This window comes from Bacillus luti (genome assembly GCF_009739945.1).
Lineage (GTDB): Bacteria > Bacillota > Bacilli > Bacillales > Bacillaceae_G > Bacillus_A > Bacillus_A luti.
The window spans coordinates 2243462-2258697 of record NZ_CP040336.1 but is presented as its reverse complement, the minus strand read 5'-3'; the positions used below and the strand labels follow the sequence as shown (position 1 = coordinate 2258697).

Below are 15236 nucleotides of genomic sequence, written 5' to 3'. Positions count from 1 at the left end.
TTATATTGCCTCCTTCTCTTCTTTTTCTTCTGCCTTCATTGTTTTCTCTATATATTTATCAAACCTTCTAAACCTAATCCAGCTCACAATAAGTGCGGATATTGCTGTTGGAATACCCCAAAGTGCCATATCCCATACTCCGACGTGCATACCTACTGAATCGAAGAATCCTTTCATTAATAAAATGGCACCAGTTGCGATGAAAATATCCTCTCCGAAAAACCAAGCTGTATTTTCTGCAGCAGCTGCGTTTGCTTTAATCTTCTCTCTTAATTTTTCAGGAAGTTTACCGTATCGTCCTTGCGCAGCTCCTTCTGCCATTGGTGCAACGAGTGGTCTCACTGTTTGCGCATGACCACCAATATTAAGTCCTAGTGCTGCTGATGATTCTCTTATCGTAAAATATGACATTAATACTCTTCCAGTTGTTGCTCCTTTTGATTTCGTAATAAGTGCCTCTGCTCTTTCTTTTAATCCATATCTCTCTAAAATTCCGATTACCGGTAAAGTTAATATAATAGGCATAGACATATCTATTTTCTATGAAAAATTTACCGAACATACTGATGACATCATAGAAGCTTAAACCAGAAACCATCCCCGTAACAATACCTGCAACCATAACTACTAACAATGTATTTAATCTAAATAAAAAGCCAACCGCAACGAGTAATATCCCGATTAATTTAATCATTTCTAGCACTTCCCCTCATTTTTCATTTCGGTGCACAAATAGTAATACCATTAAGTTCGAATGTTCTGTATATTTTTTCCGCAAATTGGACGGCTTTCTCTCCATCACCATGTAAACATATTGTTTGTGCCTGAACTGCTACTTTCTCTCCATTCACTGCTTTTACATATCCTTCTTTCACCATTTGAAGTACTTGTGTTATCGCTTCGTCCTCATTTTTTATGAGCGCATTTTCTTCTGTACGACTCGTTAACGTTCCATCTTGCGTATATGTACGATCAGCAAAAGCTTCTTGTACGAGCGTTACATTGTATTTTTCCGCAGCCTGTATAAACGCCTCGCTATTTGCTAACCCGTAAAGTGATAGATCTCGGTTTATATGAGAAATTGCCTTTGCAATTGCATCCGCAATTTCTAAATTTGTTGCCGCCATATTATATAACGCGCCGTGCGGTTTTACGTGTTGCATTTTCCCGCCAGCTGCTTTCACAAATCCGTCCAATGCACCGATTTGATATAAAACATAATCGTATACTTCACTTGCTGAAACGTTCATGTTTCTTCTCCCAAATCCAATTAAATCAGGAAATCCAGGATGTGCCCCGATTGCTACATTATGCTGAAGTGCCTTTTCAACCGTTTGCCGCATAACAGACGGATCACCTGCGTGAAAACCACAAGCAACGTTTATAGAGGAAACGAACGGAAGAATTTCATCATCATTCCCCATTTTATAAGCTCCAAAACTTTCTCCTAAATCACAATTTAAATCGATTGTCTTCATGATGTTTCCCTCCTAATTTCAGCTTCGTAAAGCGATGAATTTCTTTAATAGGCTCATATCTTTTTCTTGCTCTATGTATAATTGCTCCGCTTCTTCTATCGTGATTTTCTCAAAAGAAACATAGTCTCCTGGTTTCAACTGCGCAAGAAGAGGTAAATCTACTGAAATGACATTTCCAATTCTCGGATAGCCACCTGTCGTTTGTCTATCTGCCATTAATATAATAGGCTGTCCGCCGTTTGGAACTTGAATGGTTCCGAATGTAACTGGGCTCGATAAAATCTCTTTTTCAACGACTCTATTTAACACATCTCCGTCAAGCCGATATCCCATGCGATCAGCATAATTGGACACTTTATATTCTTTCGTAAAAAATGAACCTTTACTACTTTCTGTAAACTGATCATATTCAAAATCTGTTATGACGCGAAGAATGGGATGCTTCTTATATTTTGGTAAAGCGTCGTTACAAATCGCCCATTTCATTTTGACTCTCTCTTCATCGTGTAGACGTTGAATGAAGCGACTAGCAATGTCTGCCCCTGTACCAATTTGAAAATAATCTCCTTTTTTCAGCATTCTTCCTTCTATGCCACCAATCGCAGCACGTATGTAAGTACTTTTACTTCCCATCGTACGATCAATATGAATACCACCTGCAAAAGTTACATATGTCCTACAACCACTTTTCGCTTTTGCGAAACAAAGCATGCTACCTTCTTCAGCTAAAATAGGACGCCATAACGGGATGCGTTCTCCATTCAATAACGGTTCCATATCCGCACCGCCAATCGCGAGCAACGTCGTTTTCTTTATTAACAATTTAGGTCCCATGATCGTCATTTCGAGTCCTGCTTCATTCTCTTTATTACCGACTAACATATTAATCATTCTAAGTGCATTTGGATCCATAGCCCCGCCAACAGGTACACCGTATTGTTGATAATGAGATCTCCCTAAATCTTGGACTGTTGTAAACATCCCTGCATGCAAAACCTCTACATCCATTCTTTAGCCCCCTCAAGCGATACGTACTCTTCCTTTGTTATCGGTATAAATCGTAAATACATACCACTTTGAATATATGTTGGTGTTTCTTCTTTCGGATTAAATAAAGAAATCGGTGTTCGGCCGATAATATTCCATCCGCCCGGTGTTTCAAGCGGATAAATACCCGTTTGATTTCCGCCAATCCCTACCGAACCAGGTGCGATTTGTAACCGCGGCGTTTCTTTTCTAGGTGTTTCTAGTTCTTTTGATAGCCCCCCTAAATATGGGAATCCCGGTGTAAATCCTAACATATACACAAAATATGTTGTTTCACTATGTATTCGAATAACGTCCTCTACTTGCAACCCTTGATAATGCGCGACCTCTTCTAAATCAGGTCCAAATTCTCCGCCGTAGCAAACTGGTATCGAAATATGTTGCACATCTCGTTTCATCTCTTCTTTAAAAGAAGTATTCAGTTCTTGTATATACTGACAAACGTAGTCATATGGACTTTCACTTCTCTCATTTCGCTTCCATACTTCGTATACGTTGTAATAAACGGCTAACGAAGTAAAAGATGGAACGCATTCAACCATTCCTGCGAACGGATGTTGCTGCAGCCCTTGAAATAATCGTTGCACTTTCTCGTATATATTCATCCTAATTTCTTCACCAAATGTAACAATAATTGCTTGATCCCCTAATGCAGAAAATTTCATCCCATTCCCTCTTTCTATGCCCAAAAGCCGAGTTCTTTTGAAATGCGGTATGCGGTTTCTTTCACTTTCGCAATAAAATAAGGAATACTACTTTCGCTATACTCAATTGCTACACCTGAAATACTAATACCGGCTACAATCGTTCCGTCACTTGCGAAAATTGGTGCTGCTATAGCCGCTGTATGATTTTCTAGTTCAGAATAACTAATTGTATACCCTTCCACTTTCGCCATATGTAATACTTCTAGCAACTGCTCTTTATTCACAATCGTTCCATCTGCAAACTGTTTTAAATCTGTTTCCTCTATGTACTTTCTTTTCTCTTCCTCAGAAAAATACGATAGTAAAATTCTCGGGCAAGCACCAGCATAAAGCGGAGCTCGTCTTCCAACTGCCGTATACACACGTACTGGCTGAACCCCTTCCATCTTTTCAACATAAATCGCGTCATTACCATCTTGAATGATTAAGTTGACCGCCTGCCCTAAACTATCTCTAAGTTCTTTCATATATGGAATCGCAATATTTCTGACTGATAGCCTTTGTGAAACAAGTTGACCGAACCGTAAAAAAACGACCCCTAAACGATATTTCCCCTTTTCGTTTTTTTGTAAAAACTCCATTTCTTCTAACGAGCCAATTAAACGATAAACAGATGTTTTCGGCATACTCGTAAGCTGAACCATCTCTGTTAAACTTAACTCTTCATGCTCATAAAATAACTCCAAAATATCCATTGTCTTAACTGCCGTTTTATTTATACTCATCCTATCTCCTTTAAGTTCCGAATTTCGGAACTTAAATTCCGTTTTTCGAAACAAGTATATAATTTAAAATTATAAAATATTCTTTCAATTCTTTCAATATTTTTTTCAAGTGTATAACCTAGGAGGTTCTGTCAGTAATTTAAAATGCGTGTAAATAATTACATACATTTGTAAATGTTTATATTCAACTATTATCCTTTAAACCTATTTGGTTTATTATGGGTATATATACAATAAAATACGAGGAGTGTTTCTTGTGAAAAAACTGCTAGTAATTCCTGCTATTATGCTATCTTTTTGTATAGGTTATAATGTGACATTTGCGACAAATGAAGATGCTAAGCTAAACTCTCAAATTGAACAACGTGCCATAACTAACGAAGACGTTGCATTTTTCGGATCAACCACTTATAATTTCAACTATTTTAATGGAGATAACTTAAGCGTTCTTGTACAAAATACAGGTGATTCTCCTTTTAGTTATACTTTATATAATGCTAAAGGTGCTTGGATGATTGACGGAGCTTTAAAACCTGGGGAACAAGCGATAAGTGAATTTAGTATAAAGTGAAACTTTAATCAGTGGGGGTTTTCTTCATCCGCCACTGATTATTAGTTGAACCAATCGGACTTTTATGGGCAGTTGATCCCCCACCTAACTTCTTTGCTTTCGCTGAATTTTGAGGTGGGGGTCTTACTGCCCATTAAAGCGGGATAAATTGGAGTGATTGGCTTCCTGAAGGTGAATATAAAATTATTTTTAGAAATAGAGACGGTTCACTTTCCAAAATACATGTTGTTACAAAACTATTAGAATAAAAGTTACAATAAAAAAATACGGAAGTTTAGATTTGAAATAAAGTGAAGGCTAATAATCAGTGGGGGGTTCTTCATCCCCCACTGATTATTAGCCTTCACCAATCGGACTTTTATGGGCAGTTGATCCCCCACCTAACTTCTTTGCTTTCGCTGAATTTTGAGGTGGGGGTCTTACTGCCCATTAAAGCGGGATAAAATTTAATTACCTTTCATTAGTAACACTGATATAAAAGAAAATATAAAGAGCATGTATTGATCAATACATGCTCTTCTCATAGTTATTCAAAGTATTCTTTTTTTACATGATTGATTGTTTCTTCGTAAAACTAGCAAATCTATTAGTTACATATTACTTATTTTTCAAAATCGTTCTTTTAGCTTTTTTAATAATTCTACTAGTTGATTTTATGTCAGTATTCTTTGCCCATTCTTCACACAGGTTCATTACCCAATCCGGTTTCGTTTTACTTGCATCATTTAACCAGTTTCCAACCGAATCTTGTACATATTTTGATGGATCTGATTTAAGTAAATTAAGAATTGGAAGTGCTTTTTCAGGTTCTTGTTTTAATATTTCAATATGTTTACTCCATACACCTCGAGGACGAATAGACTCTACAGAGAACCTGCGAATATTCTCATCTTCACTTTTTGCCCATTCTACTAACAAATCCACACTTTCTTCTATATTTTGTGAAAGATCTTCTCTAATTGACATCCAAGCAATTTCCCGAACACCAAAATGATGATCTGCCGCAAAAGGTTGAATATACGTTAATGTATCTTTTAATGTGTTATTTGATTTTTTATTCATAAACGCTGCCCAGCATCGTACACTATCCGAAATATGCTTAGATAATTTTAACAGTACGTCTTCCTTGTTTCCTTCATTCTCTTTGAATATAATTTCATCCAATAAAGTTCCTGTTATTCGTATGACTTTCATCCCTGTTTCAACGTTCTTTTTTTCTAATTCAGCTACTATACATTCCAAACCATCCTTGAGTCCTATTGAAGGTAAGACATTTTTAAGTAGTTCAATATGATTTATAGCTAGCCATTCTGTTAGATTAACACTTTCTATTTTCCCTTGCTGTAGTAATTGTAAGACCTCTTTAGGAATTTCGTTTACTTTCCTGGCTCCTTTCCTGTTTAAGATAACTTCTGATTCTTTCGTTATCATTTAAATTCCCTCCTTGCAATACTATCTTCAAATAAACAGAGGCCATTTTGAAAAATAATAATCAAAATGACCTCTGTCTGTCTGTCTGTCTTTCTTAAATGAACATTCAGTGTTACAAAAAATGTGATTTAAATCCACCGGAAGAATATTTCGCCCATACTTCTTTCTTTATAACGCTCTTACTTGTTTCAACGGCCAGAAAACAGCTTGTCCTTTTCCGACAATCTCATCTTCTGAAATAAAACCGAACATACGACCGTCCTTAGAAACTTCACGATTATCTCCTAAAACAAACACTTGGCCTTCTGGCACTTTCGTTTCCCCTGTTATTTGTTCTAGCGTAAAGTCTGGAGTTAATACACGGCCAGCTGCTTTTTCTTTAAACTCTTTTAAATACGGTTCTTCCATCGCTTTTCCGTTTACATATAAAACATCATTTTTATACTCTACTGTATCGCCTGGTACACCAATTACTCGTTTCACGAGATCGTATCCTTCTTTTCCGTGGAATACGATAATATCAAAGCGATCTAATCCACTTATGCTATAACCCACCTTATTCACGAGAACTCGTTCGTTATTTTCTAATGTGGGCATCATCGATTCGCCTTGTACTAATGACGGTGTAAATAAAACACCACGAATAATTGCGATTAATACAAGGGTAAATCCTATCGTTTTAGCCCATGAGAATAATTCTTTCTTCGTATTTTCCTTCATCGTTTCTCCTCTTTCTTAACCACTTATTTTATTATTTCAACTAATCCTTGTACTAAATTAGGATCGATTTCAGCAAAACATGATTTCTCTTCTCTTACCGCTGTACCGACATGTGCTTGCGAAATTCCAGTTTCATCTAGCAATCGTTTTATATTTTCTTTCGTCACGCCAGCTCCAGCTACAAGTTGAATTTGACCATCGCTTACCTTTTGCATTTCTGTAAGAACCGGAATATTCTCTACTATATTTCCTTGTCCACCTGAAGTTAAAACGTGCGTCACTTTATGAAATTTCTTTAAAGTTCTCATCGCTTCCACTGGATTTTCGGTATCATCTATCGCACGGTGATACGTTACATTTATTCCATCAACAACAGATAATAAATCTGCTAGTTTCTCTTCATCCACTTCATTTTGTTCATTTAATACGCCTAATACAACACCAGCTGCCCCTAACTTCTGCGTGATGATAATATCTTCCTTCATCATTTCAATTTCTTCTTCCGTATATGTAAAAGACTTCGCATGTGGACGAATCATAACGTGAATCGGTATATGTACCGCTTCTACCGCTTTTTTTATATAAGCATAACTCGGTGTTAAACCACCTTCTGTATAAGATGAAATCAATTCAACTCGCTTCCCGCCAGCTCGTTCAATTCGTTTCACATCTTCTAAACATGTTGCAATAACCTCTAGCATGAGATAACCTCTTTTCGTGCTTTTTTCTTATTATAACATTAGTAAAAATAAGAAACCTAGCTTTCTCCTTTAAAACTATAAAAAGAAGAGTGAAAAGAAAGATTTATTGAATTAAAATAATAAAAAAGGCTGTTCCGCTTTGGAACAGCCTTTTTACTTATTCATCACGACCGAAACGCCGCATCCGCCAACATAGACAGTGTTGCATCATCCATCGGTGGATTGTGTAATCCTGCTCTGACGTTTAAATAATAGCGATGAAGTGGATTTTTTTCTGATAAACTTTTTGCTCCTACGATGCGCATTGCTTTATCTACAATGGATATTGCTGCATTCGTTACGGCGTATTTCACTGCTGCTAGCTCTGCTTGTAGTGAAAGCTTATCTTCTGCTTCATCGTACTTTTTCGCAATTTGATATAAAAAGACGCGAGCTTGCATAAGCTCAAGTTCTAATTCTCCGACTAATCTTCTAACATTCGGCAATAAACTAATTGAATGGTTTAAACTATTTGGCTTGTATGATTCCGCAAACTGAACTGCATAATTTCTTGCTGATTGTGCGATTCCTAAATAACATGCTGGTATATGTAGCAACCAGCCAATACCCTTTTGCTTCACTTTTCCGCCTTTTACATCCGTAAAAAAGCGGTTTTCTATTTCTACATTTTGTAAGACTAAATCATGGCTAGCAGTTCCTCGCATCGCAACGCTATCCCACGTTTCTTCAATTGACACGCCTTGCGTATTTCTTGGAATGACAAACTCACCAACTTCTTCACGGCCCTTTATACTTGCTGAAATAATAAAATAATCAAGTACTGGTGCCATCGTTGTGAAAGTTTTTCTTCCATTTATAATCCACTTATCACCTTTTTGAATCGCTTCTGTTTCTGGTTTGCCGCCACGCGTCGGACTCCCTGTTTTCGGTTCTGTCGCCGCGCGGTTAAAGAGGGCACCGTTACGTACTTCTTCGCAAAACCATTTGAACATCTCGTTATTCCAAGAGCGATTTTCAGCTAGTTCTTTCACAATACCGATATGCCATCCAATTGACAATGCGGTAGCTCCACAGCCTTCTGCAATTTTCTCTTGAAATAAAACGAAGTCATATAAAGAAATCGCGCTTCCACCAAATTCCTTCGGTAACGTTAATTTCGTATATCCAATATGTTTCAAATCATTTATATTTTCATACGGAAATGATCCTAATTCACTTAGTTGATGCTCCCTTTCCATGAACTTTGGAATCAATTTATTTATTTGTTCAATAATTAAAGATTGTTTTTCTGTTTCAACAAATGAGAGTGCCATACTATAATCTCCTTTATGCTCGATTCATCAACCGTTCATTTTGTCATTATGATTATATGAAGCTACTTCTCTATTGTTTCACTATTCCGATAAAAATACAATGTTTTTGGATGATAAGAAAAATCCCTATATAAGAATAGGACCTTTTCTTATATTAATCTCCCTTCAATGCCTTTAATGGCAAAGAGGTTACATATCCAATATACGAGAACAATTCTTTAAAGAAGAATGGAATTTCTGTATCTAACGTTTTATATGCCGATGTTGGCGTTGGTGAAGCATATGCTTCAATGTTAATATGTTTCGCGATTCTCATTGCACGTTTCATATGAAGTGGATCACTTACAATCGTGTATGTGCGGATTCCGTTCTCTATTCCAACTTCCTTCGCATTCTTTAAATTTTCTTCAGTAAAAAGGGATTTTGTTTCTATTAAAATATCCTCTTCTTTTACACCTTGTTTCAATGCATACACTCTCGCAGTGCGTGCTTCCTCGAGTTCTGCCTCAAACTTTGTACCACCTGTGAAAATAATCTTTTTAATATTTCCGTTTTTATATAAAGAAATCGCATGATTAATTCTTTCTTTAAATACAGGAGACGGTTTTCCGTTCCATGAAGCTGCTCCTAGTACGATACCAGCATCTGTGTTCACACCAGCATCTGTTTTAAAACGATAGCTCCAAATATCATAAGCTGCATAGCTCACATATAAAATAATAGAACAAATCATTAGTAGAAATACTTGAAAGATTCGTCTTTTTTTACTTTTCTTATTTTCTTTCATTTGTAATTGCCTCCGTACATCATCCATACTTCTATAAAAAAACATTTATATCAAATCGTTTTGTTTGAGTTTGTTTAAAAGAAGGAATTTTACTTATTATATATGTATAAAAGGGTTTTCATTTAAAATTGAGGATTATCAATTCATTTTTCATTTGCGGTTTTCATTACATTTTTCAATTTATAAGTTTATTACCATACAACTACATTGTAACGAATTTTTTATCAGAAGGGAACGATGAAACAAAAGTAATTAAAATAAAGTAGCGTTTTGTAAGAAAAAAGGTATATTTTTCATGTATTTCGAACCATATACCTTTCAAAACACGAATTATAGCTTTTCTTTATACAACTCTAATTTTTCTAACAATTTTTCTTTTATACTTGGCCATTCACTCGCGATAATACTATACACAACCGCATCTCTCACATGACCATTCGGCAACTTTCTTTCATTTCTAAGCACACCTTCTTTAACTGCGCCTAACCTTTCAATTGCTCGTTGTGCTTTTTCATTTCGTACATCTGTCTTAATTTGCACCCTCAACATATGCAGTTTTTCAAAAGCATACTCTAGAAGCATATATTTACACTCTGTATTTATACTCGTACGTTGTACACTTGGATGATACCACGTCTGCCCTAACTCAACTGTCTTGTCTTCTACTGAAATATTATATAACCGTGTACTACCTACAATCATATTCGTCTGTTGATCGACTACACTGAAAGGAATTTGTGTACCCCTTCCGTAACCTTTTATCGCTTTTTGAACATATTGCTGCATATCTTGAATACTATCCATTTTAGAGATTAAATACGCCCAAATATCCCGATTTCCTTCTACAATCGAAAACAAAGTTTCGACATCACTACTATCCATTAACCGTAACTTTACTCTTTCGTGAATGATTTCCATTTGTAAGCCCCCCTTTGTTGTTACTATAACATATTATTATATATCGTTTTATTATTATATAAAATTAATTAACTTTCATAAAAACAAAAAATGCGATGCCTTTAGTCCAGCATCGCACTCATAATTTCAATTAAAATTTACTTCTTTTCCATTACTGCAAAATAGTTATTTTCGCTATCTGCAAAATTAAATATTCTACCTGTAGGCATCGTTACAATTTCTCCAACTGTAACGTTTTTGTTTACTAAATTGCTATATAAACGATCGAAGTCTTTTGAGAAGAACATTAAAGAAGGTGTACCAAGATTTAACTCAGGCTGCATTTTAGCAATAAGCTCTTTATTATGGAGAACAATGCTTGTTTCAGCTTCTTTAGTCGGCGCAATTTCAATCCATCGCATTCCTTGACCGTTATCTTCTTCTGAAATTACAATAAACCCCACTTTTTCTGTCCAGAATTCCTTCACTTCATCTTGGTTATTCACATACAACATAATTTGACCAACAGTATTAATCATTTATTTGTACCTCTCTCTTACAAAAGTTTTCGTTACATGCAATGCTTTTACACTTAATTATCAACAATGATAAAATCATGATTTAAAAAATCTATTTCAGCGACTCCAATCGCTCATCCAAACGATCCCAAGTTTCAGTAATACCTTCTAGCATGCCCATGTCCATAACAGTCTTAAGGGCCTCTTCGTTAACATATTCAGCACGGTTAATTAGCTTTGTTTTTCCACCTAAATCGATGAATTCCAATGTCATCTCGTTTGCGGGCATAGAATCATTCACATTGCCTTCAGCATCTGAAAAATAATTAGTATACACAATTTTCTCCGGCTCAATAATTTCCTTATAAACTCCTTTACCCCATGATTCCATACCAAAGAATTGACCTTGGCTTTTATCGACACATTTCATACAGTAGTGCCAAACACCTCCAGGACGGAAATCAACAGTACATGTTGGCACTTCCCACCCCTTTGGTCCCCACCAATGTTTCAAATGTTCTGCTTCTTTAAACATACTGAATACAAGATCACGTGGCGCATCGAAAACGCGCTCTAGTACTAATACCTTGCCATTCTCTACTCTCGATACCATTGTATTGTTTGACATTTTAATTCCTCCTTAAAACCTTTTCTTATTTTGTAATTCTTTCAAATACGTATCTAAATTATCAAATCTCTCTTCCATTACATGCTTAAATGACTGTACCCAACAATCAAGTGCTTGGAAAGGCTCAGGTCGTAACTTATAAATGCGGCGATTTGCTTCCGCCTGCACTTCCACGATCCCAGTATCACTTAGCACCTTTAAATGTTTTGAAGTTTGTGGTTGCCTTAATCCCAAGTGGTCGGCAATTTCCCCAACAGTTAGAGGACCGTTACGCAAAAGTTCAACGATATTCATACGATTCGTTTCTGATAAGGCATTCAGCGTTGCCATGTTCACGCCCGGAAATTTCCCCGACATATCACTCACCTCTTTAAGCGATGGTCTCCGGTTATAACACATCCATATCATCACTACTATTATCTTCTTGTTGAATCGATTATATCCAAGTTCGAATATTCCTGTCAAGGAATATTCGAAAAGCAAATCGATAATCTTTAATATTGTACCGATTATTACAGAAAAACGATTTCCTTTGAATCCTCCCATAATATGAGTATTTTACTCATTATTTGGAGAAATTGATCCCTTTGAGCAATTACATATTGTACTAATCTTAAAGAGCTACTTTGTTGAATAAAAAATTTCATTTGTCCATTTATCATCTTAGTAATTCGTCCTAATGGTGAACCACCTAATTCACGTACAAGTAACAATTGTTTTCCTTTACTTTCATAGTAATATGCTATACTACCAAACCTCGCTTTTGCTACCTCTGCTATTTTAGACATAGTAGTCGCAAAATATCCTTGATTGGAAAACAGCTGAATTGCTTCTATTAAAATCATTTTTACTTTTTTTCATATCCCCTTAATACCAATAATCCTGTTTTACAATTATATAAAAGTTTACAAAAATAAAATATCTACCTCAAAATTTGAGATAGATATTTGCGAAAACAGATAATAAAGCTATTTATTAATCTACATCTACTCATTAATTAATTTCTGTAAGTTCTTTATTCAAAATATTAAAAGTACTAAAATTACCTTTAAATCCACATTTTATTAAAATATCAATATAATCATTATGATTCCATTCATCAAAGTCATTGAAATACCATGTTAGTTTTTGAGTATTCATCCTTTTACAAATCTCTTTTAGATATATCATATCAACTTCACTAAATGAAAACCCGTAAGAATATATTTTGCTAACATTGGAATATGTTAAAGTTTTAAAAAAATGAATATTATCTTTTAAAGCTATTTCGGTCTTCTTACGTAATTGCTCATGAATTTCAACTAAACCGTTTTCCGCTCCGATATAATTCTTCATATAGTAGTCTGTTTTATCTTCATTATTCCCATGCCCAAAATAAATTTCTTCATTTTGTTTCCCATGAATATAGCAAATTTTTTCTTTTGATACATGGTAAACGCCCTCTAATGTATCAGTATAATTAAATGTTAAAAATAAATCTTCCTTTTCTATTAATTTTAAGAAATCAACCTTGATTTTCGCGCTAATAATATCTATCGTATTAATCCAATTTGAAAATAATTGTTGAACTGTTAATGAAGGTATGACAAGATTTGATGCAATATCCTCATTATTGTATGATGTTTTCCATAAATCCAAATCTCCATCTTTATCTACAACTTCAGAATAACAATCAAAAGCTTCATCAAAATTCAACTTTGCTAAAGATGCTTCTACATTACTCCATTTTTCCGCATTAGATTCAGCTTCACTAATCAAGAAAAATAACATAGATAAAATTTCCAGTTCATTATATTTAATTTCTCCGTCTGGCATTTGTATCGATTCAGGAATAACTAAACTATCCATTTCAATTTCACTGTCGGAAATTAAATATTTTCGAAAATCATCGTATGTTGTCTTTAAGCCATGAGATATATCAAAGCCATTCCCAATAATAAATAATTTGTTCACATTTACTACCTCCAATCTGAACTTTTATAAAGGTTTACCACAAATATATAAACTACAAAGTTTCTTAATTATGTTTATTTTTAGTTCTACAATTATTTAATTAACCTCAAATATAAAATTTGGTTTTGCCTCTTCCCATAATTCGATACCTAATATCCTCATAAATAATATCTGTATATCAAACCAAGTAAAACTTGGATATGCTGTTGTTCTATGCTTATCTAATCGTCCTAAATATATTTGTTTAACTGATTGTTCAATTTCTCCAAAAAAATCCATAGAAATATTATTTCTATCAGAAATTAAAATGATATTATCAAACTTACTAGATGGAACTAAGACATAATTTCTTTCTAATGTATACTGATAAAGAACATCTTCGAAATTCGCAAGGTAATTTCCTTCTATTTGAGATACATTAATATCAAATTCTGCTAAAGATGTATCAACACCTAGTTGCTCATAATCCAATATATTTTTCGGTTGAATATCGTTATAAATCTTATCATTTGAACTTGTAATAAAGTGAAACGGTATCTTAAACCCTTGTCTCTCTAATCCAACCTGATCTATACAAGCATACAAAAAACTTTCCATATTAAACTTATTTTGGTAATGTTGCGGATACATTTGATATACTTCTTTTAATGCTTTATTAAAAAAATCAAAATCTATTAATACCAATGTATCTGCCTCATATTTACCTTCAAATTTATTCGAATTATGTTCTATTTCATTCTTTCTCTTTTCTCTTTTTTCTTTAAAATTTTCCCAAGGCTCTTTATAACTTTCAAAACACGCCTCTAAATAATTACATATATAATATTGTAACTCTTTTATAATAAATTCTGGTTCGTACGGCTTATTCAACATTTGCTCTAGCAACTTTCCGTTATGTACTATATTGGTTCTAATCCCTATTTCTATCCCTTGCTCATCTTTTAATCCTGTTAAAAACTTAAATCGTTCAGACAACTCATGGTAAGATTTCTTATTATCAACAGAAAATGCTATTACATGCCCTTTTAACTTTTGCATTTTTTCAAATTCAAAGGGGTTTGTAAGATATTCAATCAAACTTAAAGCTTGTACATACTTATTAGTGTAACTACTAGCTTCTACTATATTCGCATACAGCTGTAGTGCATGCTTAATGATATTTCCAACTTCTCCACAATTTCTATCTAAAATAACAGTGTGTTTATCTAATATTTCTTTAATCTCTTTTAATTCTACTATTAATCCCTTTCCAATAAATTCATTATTCACCTTATATTTTTCTTCTAAATAATCCGACATACCTAAATGCGGATAGTATATTAATGCCCCACTGTAAATGTTGTTAATATATCCTGCTTTTTGAGTTAAAACTGATGATTTATCTAAATTACAGTAAATATACTTAAATACATTTAATACTTCTTCTGCCTTACTGAAATTGGAATTTAACAATTGATTCTTCTGCTCCACAGTAAAATTGCCAAAAGGATGCTCCTTTTGAATTATTATAGGGAAGACTATAAAAGCCGAATTTAAAAAGTCTTCTTTAACTTCCGCAAAATCAAAATCTACCTTTGTTTCAAAAAACTCTTCTGTATTAACTGTACCAATTGGATAAATAGTAATATCTCCAATTCGATATCTATTTGAAATATTAAACTTACCCACCGGTATTATAATTAAACTCTTTTCACCATTATAGTCCTTTTTTATAGAATACATTTTTTCTAAATTAGCCAAATTTCACTCCCCCTAATCTT

16 protein-coding genes and 2 pseudogenes are annotated in these 15236 nt (G+C 34.3%); 1 reads left to right on the top strand and 17 read right to left on the bottom strand.

Going from position 1 to position 15236, the window contains the following annotated elements:
• The 5 genes and pseudogenes from EUC40_RS11505 to EUC40_RS11485 all read right to left on the bottom strand — a co-directional run bounded on the left by EUC40_RS11505 (position 1) and on the right by EUC40_RS11485 (position 3957).
• Positions 1–694: pseudogene (locus EUC40_RS11505) on the bottom strand (DUF969 domain-containing protein).
• Between the two features lie 22 nt (positions 695–716).
• On the bottom strand, positions 717–1478 hold the full coding sequence (gene pxpA / locus EUC40_RS11500; protein WP_156575198.1) for a 5-oxoprolinase subunit PxpA: 762 nt from the start codon (positions 1476–1478) through the stop codon (positions 717–719).
• 18 nt (positions 1479–1496) lie between these two features.
• On the bottom strand, positions 1497–2486 hold the full coding sequence (locus EUC40_RS11495; protein ID WP_156575196.1) for a 5-oxoprolinase subunit C family protein: 990 nt from the start codon (positions 2484–2486) through the stop codon (positions 1497–1499).
• On the bottom strand, positions 2477–3190 hold the full coding sequence (gene pxpB / locus EUC40_RS11490) for a 5-oxoprolinase subunit PxpB (RefSeq protein ID WP_156575194.1): 714 nt from the start codon (positions 3188–3190) through the stop codon (positions 2477–2479). The genes EUC40_RS11495 and pxpB overlap by 10 nt, the downstream gene beginning before the upstream one ends.
• Before the next feature lie 14 nt (positions 3191–3204).
• A complete protein-coding gene (locus EUC40_RS11485; RefSeq protein WP_071711739.1) occupies positions 3205–3957 on the bottom strand; it encodes an IclR family transcriptional regulator in 753 nt (250 codons plus the stop codon).
• 256 nt (positions 3958–4213) lie between these two features.
• Between EUC40_RS11485 and EUC40_RS11480 the strand changes: the two are divergent.
• Positions 4214–4522 (top strand): annotated as a pseudogene (locus EUC40_RS11480) (hypothetical protein); the annotation flags it as partial.
• Between the two features lie 603 nt (positions 4523–5125).
• Here EUC40_RS11480 and EUC40_RS11475 read toward each other — a convergent pair.
• The 12 genes from EUC40_RS11475 to EUC40_RS11420 form a co-directional block, all read right to left on the bottom strand.
• Entirely contained in the window at positions 5126–5959 is an 834-nt protein-coding gene (locus EUC40_RS11475) for a DNA alkylation repair protein (RefSeq protein ID WP_156575192.1), read from the bottom strand.
• A 168-nt stretch (positions 5960–6127) separates the two neighbouring features.
• The gene (gene lepB, locus EUC40_RS11470) at positions 6128–6679 is read right to left on the bottom strand and encodes a signal peptidase I (protein WP_156575190.1); all 552 of its coding nucleotides are present in this window, start codon (positions 6677–6679) and stop codon (positions 6128–6130) included.
• 23 nt (positions 6680–6702) lie between these two features.
• Positions 6703–7380, bottom strand: a complete 678-nt coding sequence (locus tag EUC40_RS11465; RefSeq protein ID WP_156575188.1) for a copper homeostasis protein CutC — start codon at positions 7378–7380, stop codon at positions 6703–6705.
• A gap of 164 nt (positions 7381–7544) precedes the next feature.
• Positions 7545–8693, bottom strand: coding sequence for an acyl-CoA dehydrogenase family protein (locus tag EUC40_RS11460; RefSeq protein WP_156575186.1), 1149 nt, complete (start codon positions 8691–8693; stop codon positions 7545–7547).
• Between the two features lie 154 nt (positions 8694–8847).
• Positions 8848–9480 carry a YdcF family protein gene (locus tag EUC40_RS11455; protein WP_071711735.1) on the bottom strand — a complete coding sequence of 211 codons (633 nt, stop codon included), beginning with the start codon at positions 9478–9480 and terminating at the stop codon, positions 8848–8850.
• A 330-nt stretch (positions 9481–9810) separates the two neighbouring features.
• On the bottom strand, positions 9811–10398 hold the full coding sequence (locus EUC40_RS11450; protein ID WP_156575184.1) for a GNAT family N-acetyltransferase: 588 nt from the start codon (positions 10396–10398) through the stop codon (positions 9811–9813).
• Positions 10399–10535: 137 nt separating this feature from the next.
• A complete protein-coding gene (locus tag EUC40_RS11445; RefSeq protein ID WP_156575182.1) occupies positions 10536–10916 on the bottom strand; it encodes a VOC family protein in 381 nt (126 codons plus the stop codon).
• Positions 10917–11007: 91 nt separating this feature from the next.
• Positions 11008–11523 carry an SRPBCC domain-containing protein gene (locus tag EUC40_RS11440; protein ID WP_156575180.1) on the bottom strand — a complete coding sequence of 172 codons (516 nt, stop codon included), beginning with the start codon at positions 11521–11523 and terminating at the stop codon, positions 11008–11010.
• Positions 11524–11535: 12 nt separating this feature from the next.
• A complete protein-coding gene (locus EUC40_RS11435) occupies positions 11536–11880 on the bottom strand; it encodes an ArsR/SmtB family transcription factor (RefSeq protein ID WP_156575178.1) in 345 nt (114 codons plus the stop codon).
• 155 nt (positions 11881–12035) lie between these two features.
• Positions 12036–12368, bottom strand: a complete 333-nt coding sequence (locus EUC40_RS11430; RefSeq protein WP_156575175.1) for a TetR/AcrR family transcriptional regulator — start codon at positions 12366–12368, stop codon at positions 12036–12038.
• A gap of 148 nt (positions 12369–12516) precedes the next feature.
• Entirely contained in the window at positions 12517–13476 is a 960-nt protein-coding gene (locus tag EUC40_RS11425; protein ID WP_156575173.1) for a bacteriophage abortive infection AbiH family protein, read from the bottom strand.
• Positions 13477–13572: 96 nt separating this feature from the next.
• Complete coding sequence (locus tag EUC40_RS11420; RefSeq protein WP_156575171.1) at positions 13573–15216, bottom strand: hypothetical protein; 1644 nt, start codon at positions 15214–15216, stop codon at positions 13573–13575.
• Positions 15217–15236: the final 20 nt, after the last annotated feature.

Bases quoted from the DNA above. Each gene is read 5' to 3' on its own strand.
- pxpA (WP_156575198.1), bottom strand. From the start codon at position 1,478: ATGAAGACAATCGATTTAAATTGTGATTTAGGAGAAAGTTTTGGAGCT.
- EUC40_RS11495 (WP_156575196.1), bottom strand. From the start codon at position 2,486: ATGGATGTAGAGGTTTTGCATGCAGGGATGTTTACAACAGTCCAAGAT.
- pxpB (WP_156575194.1), bottom strand. From the start codon at position 3,190: ATGAAATTTTCTGCATTAGGGGATCAAGCAATTATTGTTACATTTGGT.
- EUC40_RS11485 (WP_071711739.1), bottom strand. From the start codon at position 3,957: ATGAGTATAAATAAAACGGCAGTTAAGACAATGGATATTTTGGAGTTA.
- EUC40_RS11475 (WP_156575192.1), bottom strand. From the start codon at position 5,959: ATGATAACGAAAGAATCAGAAGTTATCTTAAACAGGAAAGGAGCCAGG.
- lepB (WP_156575190.1), bottom strand. From the start codon at position 6,679: ATGAAGGAAAATACGAAGAAAGAATTATTCTCATGGGCTAAAACGATA.
- EUC40_RS11465 (WP_156575188.1), bottom strand. From the start codon at position 7,380: ATGCTAGAGGTTATTGCAACATGTTTAGAAGATGTGAAACGAATTGAA.
- EUC40_RS11460 (WP_156575186.1), bottom strand. From the start codon at position 8,693: ATGGCACTCTCATTTGTTGAAACAGAAAAACAATCTTTAATTATTGAA.
- EUC40_RS11455 (WP_071711735.1), bottom strand. From the start codon at position 9,480: ATGAAAGAAAATAAGAAAAGTAAAAAAAGACGAATCTTTCAAGTATTT.
- EUC40_RS11450 (WP_156575184.1), bottom strand. From the start codon at position 10,398: ATGGAAATCATTCACGAAAGAGTAAAGTTACGGTTAATGGATAGTAGT.
- EUC40_RS11445 (WP_156575182.1), bottom strand. From the start codon at position 10,916: ATGATTAATACTGTTGGTCAAATTATGTTGTATGTGAATAACCAAGAT.
- EUC40_RS11440 (WP_156575180.1), bottom strand. From the start codon at position 11,523: ATGTCAAACAATACAATGGTATCGAGAGTAGAGAATGGCAAGGTATTA.
- EUC40_RS11435 (WP_156575178.1), bottom strand. From the start codon at position 11,880: ATGTCGGGGAAATTTCCGGGCGTGAACATGGCAACGCTGAATGCCTTA.
- EUC40_RS11430 (WP_156575175.1), bottom strand. From the start codon at position 12,368: ATGATTTTAATAGAAGCAATTCAGCTGTTTTCCAATCAAGGATATTTT.